The sequence below is a fragment of the Bacillus sp. FSL E2-0195 genome, from assembly GCF_038003645.1.
Taxonomy (GTDB): domain Bacteria; phylum Bacillota; class Bacilli; order Bacillales; family Bacillaceae_G; genus Bacillus_A; species Bacillus_A mycoides.
This window is the reverse complement of sequence record NZ_JBBOPN010000002.1, coordinates 451,229-470,285: the sequence shown is the minus strand read 5'-3', so window position 1 is coordinate 470,285 and position 19,057 is coordinate 451,229. Positions and strand designations below refer to the sequence as shown.

Sequence of the window (19,057 nt, the reverse complement as noted above, 5' to 3'; positions counted from 1 at the left end):
GAGGAAACTTATCCATTGGTGTCGGAATATTTTCAATCTTGGGCAGAAAAAAAACCAGAACACACTGCTTTATCACAGGGAAAACAGGTGTTAACTTATAAGAATCTAAATTCAAGGGCAATATTAATTGCAAAAAAACTGGTGGAACAAGGAGTTAAACGAGGAGAAGTAGTAGGAGTAGTTGGTTCACGGAGTTTTGAGGTGGTTGCATCTATACTGGGAGTTTTTATGAGTGGAGGAGTATTACTCCTTATCGATAAAAATCTACCTATGAATCGTAAATTAAGTATGATGAAAAAAGCGAAATGTCAAACCATTTTGAATGTAAATCAATCTGAATATACGGAGGAATTCGAGAAATTTATTCCAAGTTTAAATGTAATAAGTATTAAAACTGGAATGGATGAATTTATAGGTACAGAGATTAAATGTGACTATAAAAAAGTTCAGCTTCCTAAATTATCCGCTACAGATACAGCTTACATATTTTTCACTTCTGGGACAACAGGTATTCCTAAAGGTGTATTAGGTAATCATAAAGGGCTAAGTCATTTTCTAAACTGGCAAATGCATACGTTTAATATTGTGCCAAGGGATCGAATTGCTCAATTGACTAATTTATCTTTTGATGTAGTACTAAGAGATATTCTCTTACCGTTAACATCAGGTGCAACTCTTTGTTTACCTGATAAAATTGACGATTTGGGTTCAGACTATATATTGCCATGGTTAGAACGTGAAAAAATAACAATACTTCATACTGTACCATCGTTAGCACAATCATGGCTTTTAGATTCAGATTTCAATATAGGCTTGCATGTTTTACGATGGATATTTTTTGCAGGAGAACCATTGAGCGATGTTCTTGTAAAAAGATTGCGCAATTCATCAGATAAAATCGGTAATATTGTGAATTTATACGGTCCAACAGAAACAACCTTAGCAAAATGTTTTTATATAGTTCCTAAAAATCCTTTACCTGGTATTCAGCCGATTGGTATACCAATGCCTGAAACTCAGGTGCTCGTTTTATCAGAAAATGGAATGAATTGCGGTATAAATGAACCGGGTGAGATTGTAATTCGTACGCCATTCCGTACGTTGGGATACATTAATGATATAGAAGGAAATAATAAAAGATTTATTAAAAATATCTTTAGGGATGATCAAGAAGATTTGCTGTATTATACGGGGGATAGAGGATACTATCGATGGGATAACAATCTTCAGATTATTGGTAGAAACGATGATCAAATCAAGATACGTGGTGTACGTATTGATTTAAACGAAATAAATGCGATTATATCTCAACATCCATCTGTAAAGTCTAGTGTAGTAATTAATCTTAAAAATGATAAAAAAGACGATAACATAGCTGCGTATGTTGTACCTGTGAAAGATAATTTAGTTTCAAAAAAAGAATTAAAAAATTATATATCTAAGTTTTTACCTGCTGTAATGATTCCTACACACATTACCTATTTAGAACATTTACCATTGACTCCAAATGGAAAAGTAAATCGGAAGCAGTTACCGCAGTTACCGTCAATAAGTAAGGAAGTAGAAGAGTATGAAGCGCCTCGTAATAAAGTAGAAGAGAGAATTTCTAAGATTTGGTGTGAAATTCTTGAGCTAAATGAGATCGGAATTCATAGTAACTTCTTTGAATTGGGAGGTCATTCATTGTTGGGTACGCAAGTAATTTCTCGATTACGTAAAAGTTTTAATATTGAACTATCTGTAAGGAGCCTATTTGAAGAACCTACAATTGCAGGTTTAGCAAAATTAGTTATTGAGAAAAAAGATCAAGAGAAAAGAATAGATTCTATAGAAAACATTATCCCAAAAAGAAATGGGCATATGTTAAAAAAAATTGATAATATGTCTGATGAAGAAGTAACGATTTTATTACAAAATTTATTAGCAAACAAAGGAGACAAAAAATGAGTAGCATTGATAATAATATTGACTCTCTTTCACATGATGAGCGTAGAAAGCTTTTAGAGAAGATACTGCTAAATGAATCAGAGGGATTTAACACTTTCCCTCTTTCTTTTTCTCAACAAAGATTGTGGTTTTTAGAACAATTTATGCCGGGAAGTCCTGTGTATAATTACCCCCTTGTTTTACGGTTATGCGGTTTACTGAATGTTAAAGTTTTAGAGAAAAGTCTCAATGAGATTTTACGTCGACATGATATTCTACGAATCTCCATTTCCAGTGAAAAAGGAAAAGCTGTTCAAAATGTTAATCCATATAAAAAGTTAACTATTCCAATAATTGATTTGTCAGATTTAATGGAAGATGAACGAGAAAATCTAGCAATTGAAAAAGCTAAACAGGAAGTTCAGAAACCATTTATGTTATCAAAGGGACCGTTGATTAGATTTACTTTAATCAAATTAAATCCACTTGAGCACATCTTAGTAGTCAACACGCATCATATTATTTCAGATGGATGGTCAATGGGGGTATTAATAAAAGAACTCACCGTATTATATGAAGCGATTAATAAGGGACTAAATTCTCCTTTACCTAAACTCCCGATCCAATATACAGATTTTGCAGTTTGGCAACGTGAGTGGCTAGAAGGTGAAGTATTAGAGAAACAAGGTGCATATTGGAAGGGGAAATTGGGAGGAGACTTGCCGATTTTAGAACTACCAACAGATCGACCGCCATCTAATAGCCCATCCCTTAGGGGGTCTTTATACGAATTTAAAATCCCAAAAGATTTGAATGAAAAGTTGAAGTCATTATGTAAAGAAGAAGGTAGCACTTTGTATATGTTATTACTTGCAGCATATAATGTCCTTCTTCATCGTTATTCTGGGCAGGATGATATTCTAGTAGGAACGCCAATTGCAAATCGAGATAGAGAAGAAGTTGAGAATTTAATTGGATTTTTTGTAAACACCCTAGTATTAAGAACAAATTTTTCAGGAAATCTTACTTTTCGACAGCTGTTAAGGCAAGTTCGTGAAGCGGCATTAGAATCCTACACTCATCAGGATTACCCTTTTGATAGGTTAGTTGAAGAGCTAAAGCCTGATAGGGGAATGAGTCAATCTCCATTATTTAGAGTAATGTTTCAGTATCAAAATGCACCAATAAAACCTGCAACGATGTCAGATTTAACAGTTGAATCGATATCTATTTATAGAGAGGCGGCAAAATTTGATTTAACTCTAACTTTTATGGATGAAGAAGAGACTGATAGTTTAATCGGGTATCTTGAATACAATATGGATTTATTTGATCTGAAAACCATTGAACGAATGATAGAACATTTTTGTATTCTACTATTAGGGATAGTAAATAACCCAGACCAACTAATTGCTAAATTATCTTTATTGAGTGAGCATGAAAATGATACTTTACTTAATTGGAATAATACTTTGACACCATATCCAAAAGAAAAATGTTTCCATGAATTATTTGAGGAACAAGTAGAGAAGACTCCAGATGCAATTGCCGTGTCTTTTGAAGAGGAAAAATTGACATATAGAGAGTTAAATAACCGTGCTAATCAGTTAGCTCATTATTTAAAGAAACAGGGGATTGGTCCTGAAGTTTTAGTTGGAATTTGTTTAGAGCGTTCTTGTGAGATGATTATTGGGATTTTAGGTATTCATAAAGTAGGTGGAGCGTATGTCCCAATTGATCCTACTTATCCGAAGGATCGGATTGCCTATATGCTTAAGGATTCTCAAGTGTCACTTTTATTAACGCAACAAAAGTTAATTCCCTTATTTTCTCAATTGAATGAAAATGTAATTTGTTTAGACAGACAGTGGGAAGAAATTTCACAAGAAAGTAAAAATAACTTTGTAAGTAGAGTAACATCTAATAATTTGGCATATGTTATTTATACTTCTGGCTCAACGGGAAGACCGAAAGGTGTCATGATACAACACTATAGTCTCACTAACTATCTTGTTTGGTGTATTAAAGAATATGACGTCACACATGGCGTAGGAACGATTGTTCATTCTTCTCTTAGCTTTGATTTAACCATCACAAGTATATTCCCATCATTATTAGTAGGGAAAGAGGTTATGTTAATACCAGAATCAGCTGATATTGAAGCATTTGGTGAAATTATTAAGGGGAGTAAGTCCTTGAGTTTACTTAAAATAACACCAGCACATTTAAAACTTTTAAGTCAGCAACTTAAGCCAGAAGAGTTTGCTGGAAAGGCACATACAATTGTAATTGGTGGCGAGCCACTTTTTGAAGAGAATACTGCATTATGGAGAAAGTATGCACCTAACACCCGATTAATAAATGAGTATGGTCCAACAGAAACTGTAGTTGGATGTTCTACATACGAAGTTTCATCGGATACGTCTATAAGTGGACAAGTTCCAATAGGACGTCCTATATCTAATGCGCAAATTTATATATTAGATAAAAACCTACAACAAGTACCAGTTGGTGTAAAAGGTGAGATTTATATTGGAGGAGAAGGAGTAGCACGTGGATATTTGAATCAGCCTGAATTGACTACAGAAAAATTTATTATAGATTCTTTTAGTGGAAGACAAGGAGCAAGGTTATATAAAACAGGAGATTTAGGTCGTTATTTAGGAGATGGAAATATAGAATTTTTAGGCCGAATGGATGATCAAGTTAAGGTTAGAGGGTATCGAATAGAATTAGGAGAAATTGAGACATTATTGTCTCAACATCCTGTAGTAGATTCAACAGCGGTATTAATTCAAGAAGATAAAACGAAAGATAAACGTTTAGTGGCATATATAACATTTAAAGAAAATCAAGTGTTATCAAGTAATGAGCTGCGTGAATATTTAAGGGGATATTTACCGGAGTATATGATACCTTCTGTATTCGAAAAACTGGATACTATGCCACTCACTATAAATGGGAAAATAGATAGAGGATTATTAAAAAAGACTAATATCAATAAACTAGAACTTAATGATAGTTACGCAGCTCCACGAGATCAGGTAGAGTTAAAAATGGTTAATCTGTGGGAAGAAATATTACAGAGAAAAAATATAGGTATATTTGATAATTTTTTTGAGCTTGGTGGACATTCTTTAAAAGCTTTAGAATTATTAGCTACATTTAATGAGTATTTTGATATTGATTTACCACTAGCTATATTATTCAAAAAACCTACTGTGATAGAGCTATGCGATTTTCTTAGAGGTAAAACAGTAATAGCGCATAGTAGTTGTATGGTTCCAATTCAAGAGGGACAAGAGGGAAGTAGACCGCTTTTCCTAATACATCCCGGTGGAGGTGGCATATTCGGTTATTTTCACTTGGTAAAATCTTTAGGGGAAAAAGAAAAAGTTTATGGTTTACAGTCAGTAGGATACGAATCTGATGAAACACCATTACAAAGCATTGAAACTATGGCAACACATTATATTAAAGAAATCAAAAAAGTTGTTCCGCATGGGCCATATCGATTAGCGGGCTGGTCATTTGGTGGTAATGTAGCATATGAAATGACTCGACAGCTTGAAATGATAGGAGAAAAAGTTGAGTTTTTAGGTTTGATTGATACTATTCCAACTACTATAAGTACTAGTAATAAACCACCACATATCCGAGTTTTGAGTCAGGTAGCATCATCAATTGGATTGGAAGATGTAGTATCTCAAAATTATGATGAAGAAAAACTATTATCTCTAATTTTGAATCGAGCTCAGGAGCTTAATCAATTACCAAGAGGAGAGAATCCAATCACGTTTCAAAGAAAGATGCAAGTTGCAGTATCTAATGCATATGCAAAGGACAATTATACTTATATCGGAAAAATACATTCTGATATTTGTTTATATAAGGTATCAGAGACTTCATCTGTAGATCCACTTCCTTTGGTTAAATCGCAAGATTGGTCTAATCGTACATTAGGTAAGTTACATGTATTTGAAATAACAGGAAACCATCATAATTTAAATACTCCACCACATGTTATTACCTTAGCAGAAAGTATAAAGAAAGCATTAAATTACTTAACGGTGTAATTCGCGATATGGTCTTACAGCAGCTAATTCTTATATCGGTCTCAATTAATTTTAGGAAGGTTGGTAGATATGCAGATGCAAGAGAATTTTAAAAAAAATACCTTTACAGGTAGAATAAAAAGCAACCCAAGTATGTTGTTACATAAGGAAATTCTAGAGCCTCAATTTAATTACGAAATTAACTACTTTTTAAATGGATATATACTAATTGAAAAAGTAATGCTGCTAGAATATCAACGTATGAAATTAATAAAAAAAAAATCTGTGGATGAAATATTTACTTTACTGAATCAAATCAATCAGGAGACATTATGTGCAGATTTAACTAATAATATGTCTGATATAGCATTTGCTATAGAACAATTTGTAAACCAAAGGATATCAGAACCAGTGCCAGCTTGGCATATGGATCGTAGTCGTAATGATTTTCAGGCATGTGCTCAGTTAATGTTTGCACGAGAACAAGTATTTTTAATTATTGAAGATTTATTTGAATTTATAGATGTTGTGCATCACGTATCGGAGCTTACCAGCTCAATGTTAATGCCAGGTTATACTCATTATCAAGCTGCTCAAATAATTAGCCCGGGATTCTATCTTTCGGCAGTCACTGAACAAGTTATTGAATTATTAAAGAATCTCTTATTTATTTACAATAGAATTAACAAGAGTCCGCTAGGAACTGGTGCGATGTCCGGATTAGAACTTGATTGGGATCGCCAAACTATGGCCAAAATGCTAGGTTTTGATAATATACAAAATCATGCATTGATATCAGTTGCTTCAAGAGAGTGGGCCCTACGAATAGCGGGAGAACTCTCCACATTTAGTGTTTTTTTAAGCAGGTTTGTAACAGATTTAATTCAATGGGGCAGTGGAGAATATGGATTTATTGATCTTCCGGATCAGCTTTCGGGCATATCATCAGCAATGCCTCAAAAGAAAAATTTCACTATTCTGGAAAGAATACGTGGTAAAACTGCTCATATTTCTACTTATTACTTAGATTTAATTATGGGACAAAGGAATACGGCTTTTACAAACTTAGTCGAAGTCTCTAAAGAGGCTAATAGTAATCTAATTACATTATTTAAAACAACACGTTCAATATTAAAGATTTTTACCACAGTAATGGAAAATATAGAATTCAAAGAAGAACGAATGAAAGAAATTTGTATAAATGATTACTTTGGCGGTTTTGCTCTAGCTAATTGTTTAACACTACATGAGGGAATTCCTTATCGAGAAGCACAGGCTATAGTGGGGCGTTATATTGTACTGGTTATGGATGAGCAATTGAAACCATCAGAAGTAAACTATAAACTGCTTGAGCAAGTTTGTCAGGAGCAAGGTTATAAGATTGGTATTCCTGAAAATTTAATAAGAGAGGCGTTCGATCCTCAACAAAATTTAATTGGAAAGAATACAGCTGGGGCAACTAGTCCAAAGGAAGTCATGAAATTAATTAAAGTACAAGAAGAACAAATTAAACAAATACGTAAACAATGGTGTCTACAACAGAAACAAATTAAGGAAGCGTATGAAAGAATTGATTCCTATTTTTGTAGTAAAGGGTGAGAAGTGATGGCTGTTAAAGTCTGCGATAATCTTGAAAAAACAATAAAAACTGTCCTAAGTGGAGAGGGGATAGCCTTTGGAACATTTGGTGAATTGCTTCAAGGTGTTCTTCCCGAGGGGGATGTAGATTTTCTTGTCACACTCCCTATTTCTCGCTTTTCTTATGCTAAATTTACAGTTCGAACAAAGGAATCGACAATAGAGGTTTTTCCTGTATTTAAAATTAAGGCTAAGAAGTTAGCTAATCGAATTCTTGATTATTATAACCTTCCCAAGGGTGGAACTTTAGTAATTAATTGCGAGATACCTTCTGGTAAAGGGCTAGCAAGCTCTTCAGCTGATCTTGTAGCAGTTGCTAGAGCAATAGAGGATTGTTATGACATTAAAATTCCTATTGCTCAACTTCAAATATTTATGTCTGAAATTGAACCATCGGATGGTGTGATGTATGAAGGTACAGTTTCTTTTTATCATAAAAAAGTACAGTTACATAAATTCCTTGGTAACTTACCACCGCTGACGATTGTAAGTACTGATGAGGGGGGAGAAGTAGACACTATAGAATTTAATAAAATTGTTAAGCCTTTTACAGCAGAAGATAAAATGGAATATCGTGAATTATTAAGTACAATTTCTACTGCAATTCAAAATCAAGATGTCTTTACTATTGGTGAGGTAGCTTCTCGAAGTGCCATACTTAATCAAAAACTCAGACCTAAACAGTCCCTTAATGAATTGATTTCCATATGTGAAGAAGTTGGTGGCCTTGGAGTTGTTGTGGCACATAGTGGAACGTGCTTAGGGATACTGCTTTCACCGGATAATGAGAAGTACAAAGAGCAGTTGCACACTGTTTCTGAACGTATAAGTAAAAGATTTAAAAAATTCACAATTTACCAATCGTGGAACTAAGAGAAGGGAAGGTAAAAGTATGCTAGCTGAAAATATTATTCAAGCAATTGGTAAGACACCGTTAGTTAAACTTCAATTAGATCAAGACTCGATAGGATCAGTATATGCCAAACTTGAGTCGATGAATCCATTTGGAATGAAGGATCGTGTTGCAAAACAAATAATCATTAAGGCAAAAAAACAAGGGATATTACCTGATGGTGTCCCTATTATTGAAAGTTCTTCGGGAACGATGGCGCTGGGGGTTGCTTTAGTTGGTACATATTTAGGTCATCCAGTTCATATTGTTACTGACCCACGTATTGATCCAATTACTTTATCGAAATTAAATGCAATGGGGTGTAAGGTACATATTGTAGAAAAAATGACCAGTCAAGGCTGGCAAAGTGCCCGTTTAGAAAAATTAAAAGAACTCATGAAAGATTATCCAGGAGCCTTTTGGCCACGTCAATATGAAAACCCAGAAAACCCCAACGCTTATAGCGAATTAGCAAATGAGCTTATTGGGGATTTACATCATGTGGATGTATTAATAGGATCAATAGGAAGCGGTGGATCACTTTGTGGAACTGCGAAGGAATTGCGAAAAAAAAATCCTAATTTGCATGTTGTAGCAGTGGATTGTGTGGGCAGCGTCTTATTTGGACAACCTGATCAACCCTATCGTTTGCAGGGAGGATTAGGAAATAGTTTGATTCCACCAAATTTAGAACATTCTATCATCAATGAGATTCATTGGTTAAATGATGAAGAAGCTTTTTCTGCAACATTAGAGTTAGCACATAAAGAAAAAATATTTGCTGGAAATAGTTCTGGTTCGGTTTATGCAGTTTCTCGTTGGTTTAGTCATAAAATATCAAAGGAATCAAAAGTCGTGGCAATTTTTCCTGATCGTGGTGATAGATATTTTAATACTATTTTTAATGATAAATATTTGAAGGATAAAGACATTGATGTATTTTCGTTACCAGTTAATCCAGGCGAAGTACCATATGGTTCAGTAGTAAAATCATGGTCTTTTGCAACCTTGAAAGGAGAAGCAAGAAATGCAGAACATACTTGTATTTATTGAAGCTAATACAACGGGGACTGGGATGCTAGCTTTAAATAAAGCTAAATTATGTGGTTTTTCACCTGTCTTTATTACTAATAATCCAGATCGATATATTGGCCTAGAAAAGGCAGAATGTTCAATATTCACCTGTGATACGAATAACATTGAAATTTTATACGAAACTATAAATAATAATTTAGAAGTAGATAAAATTCAAGGTATTACTACCACCAGTGAATTTTATTTAGAAATTGTATCTGAATTAGCGCATAAATATAGTCTACCTAGGAATTCTGTACAAGCGATACGTAACTGTCGAAATAAGCTAGAAACAAGAAAGTGTTTAAAAGAGGGTAAAGTTAGGCAACCAAAATTTGAAGAAGTTACTTCTATTTCAGATATAAATAAATCTCTTAATATTATTGGTCTTCCTTGTATTGTAAAACCAGTTGATGATAGTGGTTCAAATGGAGTACGATTCTGTAAAACTGTTGCAGAGGTTAAAGAGCAAACCTTAGAAATTTTATCATGGAAAAAGAATTCCCGTGGACAAGCAACAGCACAGACAGTCCTTTTAGAAGAATTTATTGATGCTCCAGAGTATAGTGTTGAAATATTTTCTTTTGAGGGAAAGGGGATATGCGTTGGTATTACTGAAAAAAAATTGATAGGATTTCCACACTTCGTGGAGCATCAACATGTGTTTCCAGCAAAGTTACCAATTGATGTTACTCGGAAAATTCAAAACACTGTTGAAGACGCACTTAAAGCAGTAGGAATAACTAATGGACCAACTCATACAGAGGTCAAGCTTACTCCTCAGGGTTGCGCTATTATAGAAATTAATGCAAGGCTTGCTGGAGGAATGATACCCAAACTTATTCAAATTTCTACAGGAATTGATATGTTAGAATATCAACTACTATTGGCAGTAGGGAAATATAAAGAACCAATATTAAATTATCAGAAATATGCTGGAATTAAATTTATAGTTTCTGATTTAGATGGAATATTAAATGATATTAGGGGTATTGAAAAAGTTAGAACACTTCAAGGTGTCAACCAAGTCAATATTAATATTAATCGAGGGGATAAGGTTATCTCACCAAAAAATGCCTATGATCGACTAGGTTATGTAATAGTTGAAGGAAATTCGTATGAAGAAACGGAAGCACGACTTAATAAATCTATAGAAAAACTAGAAATAATGGTAGGAAATTAAAAAGGAGCGATTAAAATGATAGAATTAAGAAGTGATACATTTACTTTACCAACTGACAAAATGCTAAAAACAATGTCGAATGCAGTTTTAGGAGATGATATTTATGGTGAGGATCCAACTGTTCATGAATTGGAAAAATTAGCAGCTAGAATATTAAATAAAGAGGCAGGGTGTTTTATGCCTAGTGGGACCATGGCAAATCTAGCGACACTTATGGCACATTGTCCCCGTGGGACTAAAGCTATAGTTGGTAATGAATCAGATATATATATATATGAAGCTGGTGGTGCAACCATTTGTGGAGGTATTGTCTATGAACCGATTCAGACACAGAGAGACGGGCGTTTATTAATTAACGATTTAGAAAAGGCATTTCCAGATGATCTAGAGGATCCTCAGTTTGCTTTACCCTCATTAGTTTGTATTGAAAATCCTCAAAATCGTTGTGGTGGTGCAGTGTTGCCACTTGAGTATTTAGAAGAACTTTATGCCTATACTCAACATAAAGGTATTCCTCTTCATATGGATGGTGCTCGGATATTTAATGCGGCAGTAGCATTAAATATATCACCCTCAGAGATTGCTAAATTTTCTGATTCAGTGCAGTTCTGTTTATCTAAAGGTCTTTCAGCTCCAATAGGTTCTATTGTAGTAGGGAGTTCAATATTTGTTAAAAAAGTCCGAAGAATAAGAAAAATGCTGGGAGGAAGTATGCGTCAAGCTGGTATTATAGCTTCAGCAGGGATTGTGGCTCTTAACGAAATGGTAGATCGATTGGCAGAGGATCATACAAATGCTCAATACTTTGCAGAAGGTTTAAAAAAGATTCCAAGTATTAATATTGATTTAAATTCTATTCATACTAACATTATTATATTTGAATTAAAAGGAAATAAATTTACTTTGAATGATTTTGTTCAAAAAGCTCATCAACAAGGAGTAAATATAGGTGAATTTGGACACGGGCGTATTCGTGCAGTAACACATGCAGGGATTACTAAGAAGGATCTAGATCAAGCGTTACAGGTTATTTCAGATATATTAAAAGATTAACTTATTGAAAGTAAGGATTTGGAATGAATTATTTTTTAAAAGTCTCTTTAGATAATGGAATGTTTTTTATACTAGAGTGTTAAAATAACGAAATTTATAAAAGGTCTATTTCAAATAGGTACAATTCATTTTGACTCATATTTGAACAGCATACTGTCAAGTAGAAAGTGGAAATAAGAATAATACTTTAAGCAGCTTGAACCATGTATTCTAATGGGGTTAAGCTGCTTAATTTTTCTTGGTAACGTTTGTTATTGTAGTATTTGATATAATTAGCTATTGCTTGTTGTAATGCTTCATAATTTTTAGTTAATACCCTTCACACTATAACGGTCCTCAAAACGATTTCATTGGTCCATTATCTATACATTTTCCTATACGTGACATACTATGAATTATATTTTTTTTTCAATTTTTCTCTTAAACCCATGTGATGTATATTAATATCTTCAATCACTACGTTAATATTATTTTAATATAGTGATAATTTATTCGAATGTTTGAAATACCAATTAATTATTGTTTCAATGTCCCGATACATAACAAATAATAGAGGCATCGTAAAGATTAAAAATGGCGCTTAAATATATATTCTTTCAGTTCCCTAATTTAAGCTCGATGACACCTGTTGCCCATTTTTCATTTGGCTGCTTGCAGTAAACTTACGATTGAGTCGATTTTCAGCGACATATTGTGCGGGTGAGGGAACATAACGCGTTGTTTTTCGACGAATCACAGACTTTAATCCAACGATGTACATTAAGCGTTAAACAATCTTCACCATTCATTTCATATCTTTTTTTTAATTCGAAATCAACAGAAAAGATAGCCGTAATGTTAATTATTGAATGATGGCTATCTTTATAAATAGATAAAATAATCAATTTTTCAAGTTTAGAATATTTCATTCGATCCATAGAAAATACTCCCCCTTAAATAAACAGATTTTATTTTTTATCTCTCTACCTCATGGGGAGCATATTATCTTTTTTTAAATGGAGTCTATTTCTTATTCTTTAAATATGTTATATGAATATTTAAAGAATAAGAAATGATGATGCTTTTATGTAGGGTGTTAATAACCTATTCAAATTCACTCTTTTTTAACAGAAATAAATTCTACTGTATTAGCGGTTTAATGTTATTGGCTGTATTTCAGCTTTTTCTTCACACGAAGCCTATATAAATCCCCCTTAAAATAAAATATCGTTGCGTGATGTTAAAATCGGCTAACATGGCCGTAACTTATACTTCATCTCTCACAAATTTTTCCCACTAAATAAAATATTTAGTGGAAGTTACAATAAGTGCATCACCTTGTTCTTATTGTTATGGAATATATTGGTTGTTAATTCGTCGATGATAAGAAGATCTGGACGACTCCAACTTTTAAGATGTAATTTAGAATTTTATAATGCAAACACTTTAGTCCACTTCACGTAATATAGGTATTTTAAAATAAAGAATAAATGTAAATATTAATAAAGATAACGCCCCGATAAATATAATTATTTGTATATTTATTCCAAGTGAAAGGAGTAATGATGTTAACCCAAATGAGATTGGTGTAAGCCCCATAGAAGAAAGTGTTTGAATACTCATTACCCTACCGGTCATATCTGAATCTGTTTCAGTTTGAATAAGTGAGACAGCACATATGGAGGAAACAGTCATTGAAATTCCTAGAAAAATAGCAATAGTAATACTTTGCCATGATTCAAAAGAAAAGCTAAACAATAAAAAACAAAGTGCTAGTAGCATTTGTGAGTTAAGACTTACAATGCCTCTTTTTTTCTTAAGATTCAATATACTCAAAATGACAGATCCAATGACCATTCCTATAGCTAAACATGATTCAAGTAAGCTAAAATATAAAGTATTCCCTTTGAGCACATTTTTAACGAAAATAGGGAGACCAATAGTTAATGGACCTGTAAAAAAAAGATTTAAGAATAGAGTTTTTAAAACGAAAGCTTTTAAAACGGGTTTTTTTTGTACATAACTAATGCCTTCTTTTAAACTTTGAAGAATTGGCTGCTTATTTTCTATATTAGTATTTTTGCTATCAATCTTAATGAATAATACAAAAATACTCCCTAGTAATAAAAAGCTAGCAACCAATCCAAAAATGCCTGTATAGTCAAAGTTTACAATAATAATGCCGCTTACCATTGGTCCAAAAATAGAAGTGCATTGGCTAGTAGTCTGAATAATTGAATTAGCTCTTGTTAGTGAGTTTTTGGGAACAATTGCAGGAATAATTGAACTCGAAGCTGGCCAAAAAAAAGCATCTAGTACGCCAAAAATTAATGCAAAAAAGATTAAAGTCCATAAATGTATTTCACCTGTTAACATTAATAAAATGACAAGTGCTCCAACAATTAGTGATTTCGTAAAATCTGAAAAGAACATAACTTTGGATTGGCTCACTTTATCAGCTAATACGCCACCTAGCAACATAAATATAATCCTAGGAATGGCACCTGCAATATAAATGATTCCTAACGAAGATTCTAAATTTAACATCTTTACTACATACCAGGCTTCAGCAAAATAAAACATGCTAAAACTTAACCCAGTAAAAAACGTACCAATCCAAAGTAAAACGAAAGAGCGTTCTTTTATCAATGAGGTATCTTTTATCTTAACTTTTGTTTTTTGTAGAACAGGTTCACTCACTTTTAGTCATCTCCTTTAAAATACGGTTTATCAATTTGGAAGCCAACTGTTGCTACATAGAACCACTTAGCATCACATTGCTCTAAATCATTAATGTCCTCAAGCTCTTTTAATAGAGTATGATATTTCGCAACCCATGCTTCAAAATGTTCTTTAGTTGTTCTCACTTCTAATTGACTTGATACTCTACACCATTCGTTTGGTTTTTCAGAAGTTGTTATAAATGCGCTTTCAGGAGCTGCCAAAGCGCGCTCTTTCGCGCGATTTAAAGTTGCAATTGTTACCAGCCTACGGCTTTTTCCATATTCTGAAGAAAACGGCAAGAGGTCGTTAGATGGAATAAAACTTTTAGCTACTGCTTGATATATTTTTTGAGTCATATTCCTTTTTTTATTCTCTTCTACTAGTTGAATCAATTTGTTTTTTTCCAAATCACGTAAGTAATAATGGATTTTCGATCGAGATAAACCAATTATTTTAGATAATTGTTGTCCAGAAAGAGGCTCCTCAATTAAATAGGAAAGAATTTTTACTCTTAAAGGATCGCTTAATACCTTCAATTGCTCATAGTTATTTAGAATTAATAAATCTTGTTGTTTCATTAAACATGTTCCTTTCAATTGACTAGTCAGTATTTCTTGACATAAACATACCTGATTTTTCAGTAAATTGTCAATAGACAAAATAAATTATAATAATAAGATTTATTACTATAATTTATTTGAATTTAGAATACCGATAGGGAAATTATTATGCGCGTCTCTTTATGTAAAAACTTTGAGAATGATTATACATAAAGCTAGAATCTTTATATTTGTTAGGGTTCGTAATTTAATCAGACTATTATAAGCTAACTTAATATGATATTTTAATTAGTATAAGCATTATAAATGGAGTACTTCTTCAATTGATTTTTGGAAAATCCCTTAAGATTGTGATAATTACATTCGAAAAAAATAGATTTGATAAATACTAAATAATGAAATTGTATTTTAAAATCAAGGTTTTAAGTGTGGAGAATTAATAAATAATAAGCTATTTTATTTGTCATAGGGAGGATGGGGATTAAGGGATTTGTAAAACGGATAACACCAATATGAAGGATAGGTACTAGTATTTGTAAGGTTAATATATAATTATTAAAAATTAAAATAAATTTGTTAATTCGCGGGGAGCAAAAATATTTTTGTATAAGTTCCCTTTCGCCCTTTTCAGATAAAATGTCACTCTTAGTAAAAAAACTTTGTTTGAAGAGTTGATTATAGTCCTCAAATTACGAGACTAGGAAGCATCCCATTGATTCTTCATTTGGAAATTGTTCTTTACGCTTTGTCTTTTTTTGATCTGTTTATTAAAAAACTCGATTAAATTCATCGAATAAATACTGCTAAAAATATACTTTGAGAAGCTGTAAAACTTCAATAAGTGTTGATTTATTTGCATTGATTTCACCACTTTTGGATAGGTTTTTGGCCATTTTGAACAGTAAACATCAAGTGCTTCCTGACTAGATTTCTGACAAGCGACTTTATAAACTGTTTTGAAATTCGCATACACTACTTGACGTTCTTCTAATCGAACTTTGTGCGATAAATTGTGTACGACATGGATTAAACACGTTTGAGATAGCATCTGTCCTATCTTTTAAGATTTCTGAAATAAACAGAAGTATGTTCTCTACACCATGGTCTTTTAGCTCTTCTAAGGGCTTTTACCAGTTAAAAGATGACTCAGTTAGGCAAGCACTTCTTTTGGGCTGGGCTATTCTCACAAATTTAAACAGCGATGTATACAGTTTCTTTTGCCGCGGTTTCACAGAGGGAAATATGTTACCTTTACATACACACGTGCATGTAAAGAACGTTGATTAAAAGCCTCTATTTGTTTAGACACGATATTTGTCTTGTTTCAGATTGCTTGAAGTGTGTAATAATGATCGTACATAATCTCAATTAAATGCGCGATTTCTGTCATAATAATTGAGATTATGGAAGAGATGAATAACTGTCGCTTCTAGCGTATTAATTAAGCGCTGATATGGTGCGACTGTCGGTTGTTTAAATCCCCGTAATCTGTGTGAAATGTTCCAGAATATGAACCATTACGTGAATTATTTGAATTGAAGCCGGTGCGAGCATGTTTTTCTTAGTTTAAAAATATAGTTAATTTTGTTGCTGGTAATGTGTTTAGTGCTTTTTCTAAGTACTTACAAACAATGTCCGTAATATCTCTTTTTGGGCTAGTGCTTCGATGAATTCTGATGTAAACTGTTTCGTGGGAAAATCTCTTTTCTTTGAATTTTGTGTGGTAACTCAATTCTATCAAGAAATGTTCTTCCTTTTTTTCGATTCTATTTATTTAAACAAAATATCGTATACTCTCCTAGAATATATGAAAATATATTATTGTGGTAATTCGATAGTCGAATGTATTAAAATAAAAATGTAGTTTTTAAGTATATTAAATTTTTAGAATAGTATGAAGTGTTTTGGTATACATGTATTATTAGTAAGAGCATTAAGTAATTAATCTTTTAGCTTCTTCTACCATTAGGATAGTTTTAGTATATAAATTAAATCCAACTGAGAAAGTGAGATAATGACTAAGATGATTAGTGTATATGCAATAAAAAAGCCACGAGTTATAGATGAAAATAGATATAATATTTTAATAAAAATAGTGTCTGCAGATAAAAGAAGAAAAATAGAGAGTTATGTAAACAAAGAAGATTCTTATAGATCGTTGTTAGGTGATGTCTTAATAAGATCTATAATTTGTAAGAAATATAAAGTCCTAAATCAAAATATTGAATATGAGTATAACAAATATGGTAAACCGTATTGGAAAGGAAAAAGTGATTTTTTTTTAATATTTCACATTCAGGTGATTGGATTGTAGGTATTACTGATAATGCACCTGTGGGAATAGATGTTGAGGAGATACATAATATAAAATTAAATTTCGTTTCACAATTCTTCTCTGCTATGGAAGTGAAAAATTTAAATGCTAAGCCATATACTGAAAGAATAAATCATTTTTATGATATATGGACATTAAAAGAAAGTTACATAAAAGCTTTAGGGAAAGGCCTCTCTATTCCTCTTGATTCATTTACAATTAAAAAAAATAGTAAAGAAGATATTATAGTAGAACAAGATATTATTAATGCTTCTTATTTCTTTACACAATATCCAATAGATTCTAATTACAAACTTTCTATATGTGCTATGTCAAATCGCTTTCCAAATAATATTGTTAGGAAATGTATAGATAATATTATTCAAGACATAAAGTAGAGAGTTGAAAAATATGTTTGAAAAAGGGGCAGGTGCAAAAACAACAAGATGGTTGCAAGGAATTTATATAAGTACAGGCAGTGGTTTACTGATTAATAAATTGGTAAGGACTTTTCCTAAGTCCTTTTTAACTGGGATTGGAAACATTCGAAGGCTCAATGTTAAAAGAATGTCAGTCGAAATTTTAATATGCATCTCATTTTTCTAAGTAATATATTCATTAATCGGCATTTCAATGGGTAATTTATTTTGCAATTATTTGGTGGTATACAGGGAAGCGGAACTTTTATTCTTTGCGGAGGCTTTTTTGATGAATTGGTGTACAAGCTGTTAAATACATGGATAATGATTTGGAAACAAAAGCAAAGAAAGCTTTTAAAACTTGAAAAAATTTACTCCATTCAGTATCCAATTAGTCACCAAATTAGGATAGAAAAAGGGCTGTATTAAACTTGTTGCAATCTTTCTATCGAAAAAAAGAATGTATTTATATGATGATTTTTATTGAAATCCTAAAAGGTTATTACAAAAATTTTGTGAACATAAGGATAATAGATGTATTAGGGGCGAGAATAGTGTATGAAAGGCATAAATTAGTCTAGTAACTTGTAAGATAATTTATTAAAATAAGAATCTCTTTTGTGAATCTATTAATACAAAAGAGGTTTTTTATCGTTTTAATTAAGTATAGTTGTAAAATAAGAAAATATTAAGTAGATTTTGTTAATAAATATTATAGAGTGTAGTATTTATAGTTAATGAAAAAAGTATGGTAAGGCTACCTCAATGTATTCCTTTTTATATGTTTTTCAACTACTACTATCGAATATCCTTTTTAATGGGAATTAATTTAATTTTTGTTTTTTATAAACCGAGATTAGTAATGAATTCTGAACATTAGAATATTCTTAAAATTTAAATATCACTATTGACATCCCAAAAATAGTATTATATTGTAATTATTGTAACAAAAAAACCTTGAAGGAGGAATACAGATGAATAAACTTATGCGTGAACTAAAAACAGAAGAATTAACAAAACATGTTGGAGGCATTAATCCTAAAAATGAATCAGTAATACATGATGGTGGAGGAGCAGGACCAAATTGTAAGGCGTTACTAGTGTTGTGTCAACGCAATGATATAAAATCATGCGATTTATGGAATAAGTTTTGCTCCTATTAAATTAATGTATATTAAAATGTTAAGGTATATAAAATATTTGACCAGTTTTGCTATCCAGAGTGTAAATAATGTATAAA

At 32.1% G+C, this 19,057-nt stretch carries 13 protein-coding genes and 2 pseudogenes; 10 read left to right on the top strand and 5 right to left on the bottom strand.

Going from position 1 to position 19,057, the window contains the following annotated elements; translation table 11 throughout:
* Nucleotides 1–18: 18 nt before the first annotated feature.
* The 7 genes from MHH59_RS30950 (at nucleotide 19) to ltaE (ending at nucleotide 11,821) form a co-directional block, all read left to right on the top strand.
* A complete protein-coding gene (locus MHH59_RS30950; RefSeq protein WP_445290628.1) occupies nucleotides 19–1,947 on the top strand; it encodes a non-ribosomal peptide synthetase in 1,929 nt (642 codons plus the stop codon).
* Complete coding sequence (locus MHH59_RS29730) at nucleotides 1,944–6,002, top strand: non-ribosomal peptide synthetase (RefSeq protein ID WP_340853589.1); 4,059 nt, start codon at nucleotides 1,944–1,946, stop codon at nucleotides 6,000–6,002. Before MHH59_RS30950 ends, MHH59_RS29730 begins: the two co-directional genes overlap by 4 nt.
* A 69-nt stretch (nucleotides 6,003–6,071) precedes the next feature.
* On the top strand, nucleotides 6,072–7,580 hold the full coding sequence (locus tag MHH59_RS29725; RefSeq protein ID WP_340853588.1) for an argininosuccinate lyase: 1,509 nt from the start codon (nucleotides 6,072–6,074) through the stop codon (nucleotides 7,578–7,580).
* A 6-nt stretch (nucleotides 7,581–7,586) separates the two neighbouring features.
* Complete coding sequence (locus MHH59_RS29720) at nucleotides 7,587–8,492, top strand: GHMP family kinase ATP-binding protein (protein WP_340853586.1); 906 nt, start codon at nucleotides 7,587–7,589, stop codon at nucleotides 8,490–8,492.
* Nucleotides 8,493–8,511: 19 nt separating this feature from the next.
* Nucleotides 8,512–9,564 carry a cysteine synthase family protein gene (locus MHH59_RS29715; protein WP_340853585.1) on the top strand — a complete coding sequence of 351 codons (1,053 nt, stop codon included), beginning with the start codon at nucleotides 8,512–8,514 and terminating at the stop codon, nucleotides 9,562–9,564.
* Nucleotides 9,539–10,768, top strand: coding sequence for an ATP-grasp domain-containing protein (locus tag MHH59_RS29710; protein WP_340853583.1), 1,230 nt, complete (start codon nucleotides 9,539–9,541; stop codon nucleotides 10,766–10,768). Before MHH59_RS29715 ends, MHH59_RS29710 begins: the two co-directional genes overlap by 26 nt.
* A gap of 15 nt (nucleotides 10,769–10,783) precedes the next feature.
* Entirely contained in the window at nucleotides 10,784–11,821 is a 1,038-nt protein-coding gene (ltaE, locus tag MHH59_RS29705; protein WP_340853581.1) for a low-specificity L-threonine aldolase, read from the top strand.
* Nucleotides 11,822–12,008: 187 nt separating this feature from the next.
* On the opposite strand, the pseudogene MHH59_RS30945 reads toward ltaE, so the two are convergent.
* From MHH59_RS30945 to MHH59_RS30940, 5 genes and pseudogenes are all read right to left on the bottom strand, one after another.
* Nucleotides 12,009–12,116, bottom strand: a pseudogene (locus MHH59_RS30945) (IS3 family transposase); the annotation flags it as partial.
* Nucleotides 12,117–12,501: 385 nt separating this feature from the next.
* Complete coding sequence (locus tag MHH59_RS29700; RefSeq protein ID WP_340853579.1) at nucleotides 12,502–12,738, bottom strand: helix-turn-helix domain-containing protein; 237 nt, start codon at nucleotides 12,736–12,738, stop codon at nucleotides 12,502–12,504.
* A gap of 508 nt (nucleotides 12,739–13,246) precedes the next feature.
* Complete coding sequence (locus tag MHH59_RS29695) at nucleotides 13,247–14,500, bottom strand: MFS transporter (protein WP_340853578.1); 1,254 nt, start codon at nucleotides 14,498–14,500, stop codon at nucleotides 13,247–13,249.
* 2 nt (nucleotides 14,501–14,502) lie between these two features.
* Nucleotides 14,503–15,102, bottom strand: coding sequence for an ArsR/SmtB family transcription factor (locus MHH59_RS29690; RefSeq protein WP_340853576.1), 600 nt, complete (start codon nucleotides 15,100–15,102; stop codon nucleotides 14,503–14,505).
* 590 nt (nucleotides 15,103–15,692) lie between these two features.
* Nucleotides 15,693–16,752: pseudogene (locus MHH59_RS30940) on the bottom strand (transposase); the annotation flags it as partial.
* Nucleotides 16,753–17,098: 346 nt separating this feature from the next.
* Here MHH59_RS30940 and MHH59_RS29685 point away from each other — a divergent pair.
* From MHH59_RS29685 to MHH59_RS29675, 3 genes are all read left to right on the top strand, one after another.
* Nucleotides 17,099–17,398 carry a hypothetical protein gene (locus tag MHH59_RS29685; protein ID WP_340853574.1) on the top strand — a complete coding sequence of 100 codons (300 nt, stop codon included), beginning with the start codon at nucleotides 17,099–17,101 and terminating at the stop codon, nucleotides 17,396–17,398.
* Nucleotides 17,399–17,418: 20 nt separating this feature from the next.
* The gene (locus tag MHH59_RS29680; protein ID WP_340853572.1) at nucleotides 17,419–17,796 is read left to right on the top strand and encodes a 4'-phosphopantetheinyl transferase family protein; all 378 of its coding nucleotides are present in this window, start codon (nucleotides 17,419–17,421) and stop codon (nucleotides 17,794–17,796) included.
* 995 nt (nucleotides 17,797–18,791) lie between these two features.
* Nucleotides 18,792–18,980 (top strand): hypothetical protein, encoded by a 189-nt coding sequence (locus MHH59_RS29675; protein WP_340853570.1) that lies wholly within the window; start codon nucleotides 18,792–18,794, stop codon nucleotides 18,978–18,980.
* Nucleotides 18,981–19,057 lie beyond the last annotated feature (77 nt).

Coding starts and splice junctions, on each gene's coding strand:
- MHH59_RS29730 (WP_340853589.1), top strand. CDS start 1,944: ATGAGTAGCATTGATAATAATATTGACTCTCTTTCACATGATGAGCGT.
- MHH59_RS29725 (WP_340853588.1), top strand. CDS start 6,072: ATGCAGATGCAAGAGAATTTTAAAAAAAATACCTTTACAGGTAGAATA.
- MHH59_RS29720 (WP_340853586.1), top strand. CDS start 7,587: ATGGCTGTTAAAGTCTGCGATAATCTTGAAAAAACAATAAAAACTGTC.
- MHH59_RS29715 (WP_340853585.1), top strand. CDS start 8,512: ATGCTAGCTGAAAATATTATTCAAGCAATTGGTAAGACACCGTTAGTT.
- MHH59_RS29710 (WP_340853583.1), top strand. CDS start 9,539: ATGCAGAACATACTTGTATTTATTGAAGCTAATACAACGGGGACTGGG.
- ltaE (WP_340853581.1), top strand. CDS start 10,784: ATGATAGAATTAAGAAGTGATACATTTACTTTACCAACTGACAAAATG.
- MHH59_RS29700 (WP_340853579.1), bottom strand. CDS start 12,738: ATGGATCGAATGAAATATTCTAAACTTGAAAAATTGATTATTTTATCT.
- MHH59_RS29690 (WP_340853576.1), bottom strand. CDS start 15,102: ATGAAACAACAAGATTTATTAATTCTAAATAACTATGAGCAATTGAAG.
- MHH59_RS29685 (WP_340853574.1), top strand. CDS start 17,099: ATGACTAAGATGATTAGTGTATATGCAATAAAAAAGCCACGAGTTATA.
- MHH59_RS29675 (WP_340853570.1), top strand. CDS start 18,792: ATGAATAAACTTATGCGTGAACTAAAAACAGAAGAATTAACAAAACAT.